At 61.5% G+C, this 1,052-nt stretch carries 2 protein-coding genes; both read right to left on the bottom strand.

Translation table 11 applies throughout. The annotated features are described in order from the left end of the window. Nucleotides 1–388 (bottom strand): DddA-like double-stranded DNA deaminase toxin (locus tag AC07FN_RS45955; RefSeq protein WP_478401395.1); only part of this gene is annotated, 388 nt, incomplete at its 3' end. Beyond that, on the bottom strand, nt 364–807 hold the full coding sequence (locus AC07FN_RS45950) for a hypothetical protein (protein ID WP_478401394.1): 444 nt from the start codon (nt 805–807) through the stop codon (nt 364–366). The genes AC07FN_RS45955 and AC07FN_RS45950, both read right to left, overlap by 25 nt. Nucleotides 808–1,052 lie beyond the last annotated feature (245 nt).

The raw sequence follows: 1,052 nt of genomic DNA, 5'->3' as shown, positions 1-1,052 counted from the left end.
TCCACGGCGGCTGCTCACCCTTCCTCACCCAACCATGATCCACGATCAAGGAAACCCAGACACAACCAGTGGTCCTTTTGCTAGGAACTCTAAGTGTGGCTCCCGGCGGTAGGAACCGCTCAAGCTGCTTGTCGCAGGTGACCGGAAGGTCATCATCCCTACCCGGCGTCGTGCCACAGACCCGGCGGTTGATCTCGATCTCGGCCTCGACAATTCCCTGGTCGTGCATCCGCATCGCGAACTGCACCTCCACGTGCCGGGAAATGGCCACCTCGGCATTCGGTCGACCGTAGGTCAACCCGAGCTCGACGGCGCGCCGCCGGGCGGCCCGGTAGTACTCACCGCCCTTGCCGCTTTCCAGCATCACCACGTCGCCATTGCTGGCGATCCATCGACCATGCGTTTTCCCCGCGCGAGGCGGACGTGGTAGCTCTGAGCGCGTCTGGGGCGCGACGCCGAATCGGAACGGGCCGAATCGGAAGGAGCCGAGGCGCTAGGTCGAGCGACTGGATAAACGCCGAGACGCCGCCGGTACTCGGTGAGTTTCGTCGTGCTGGACAGCAACATTTCCCGTGCCGTCGCGAGTTGTCCGGGTGTTGCCTGCTGGGCCTCCAATACGACAAGCACTTCGTCATCGGTGCAGCCTTCCAACGCCTCAGCGAAGTTCCCGACGCCTTCCTCGCAGAACTCGATCGCCTTCGTAAGCTCGCCGATTGCTGCCTCAATCTTGCTCATCGCGGTCGCGATGACCTGGTCGACTTCCTCGACCGCAGATGCCAACGGTGCCCCGTCACCGGCAGAAGACATCTGCTGACCCCCAAAAGCTTCTTAATCACTCTCCGTGATTCGAAGGATACAGAAAGCCAGCGCAACTGATCGTGCTCTCTCCAATCGGTAGGCAGGGTTGTCCTTGTTATCGACGTCCTGCGCGGTGACACCGGACCAGTTCACGAGAACCACCTATTGGTTCATGATGATCAACGCCGGGCTTCTTCGACGGGAGAGGCTTCGGTCGGGCCGTTGGGTGACTCGGAGAACACGTGCCGCAAGGC

This window comes from Saccharopolyspora sp. NPDC045941 (assembly GCF_056431445.1).
Note: the sequence above shows the minus strand (reverse complement) of the source record. Positions and strands in the feature narration are given on the sequence as shown.

Excerpts from the sequence above, each read along its gene's own strand:
- AC07FN_RS45950 (WP_478401394.1), bottom strand. The coding sequence starts at position 807 with ATGTCTTCTGCCGGTGACGGGGCACCGTTGGCATCTGCGGTCGAGGAA.